1 pseudogene is annotated in these 255 nt (G+C 34.1%); it reads right to left on the bottom strand.

The annotated features are described in order from the left end of the window. Positions 1 to 186 (bottom strand): annotated as a pseudogene (locus tag AC1M36_RS28635) (spore germination protein); the annotation flags it as partial. Between the last annotated feature and the right edge of the window lie 69 nt (positions 187 to 255).

Here is a 255-nt window from a genome sequence, read left to right as displayed (position 1 = left end):
AATCTTAAACTCCCGAAAGTGAACATCAGAATTATGACCGATTTCTTGTCTTATGAGTTCTAAGTCTGATGTGAAGTCACCCGTAAAATGAACCGCTGAGTTTCGAGAAGGCTTAGTTTGTTGTTTATCATTTCCTTGAATGGTATTTTTTTGCACCTGGTTATCCTTTGATTTCCACCAACTCATTCTTACCACTCTTTCTCTGATATATTGACCCAATGAAAAAATCTTGAGATAATATATGGAATTAAAAAT

It is taken from the genome of Bacillus sp. Medicinal_06 (genome assembly GCF_056711665.1).
The sequence above is the reverse complement of the archived record's forward strand: the minus strand, read 5'-3'. Positions and strand labels throughout refer to the sequence as shown.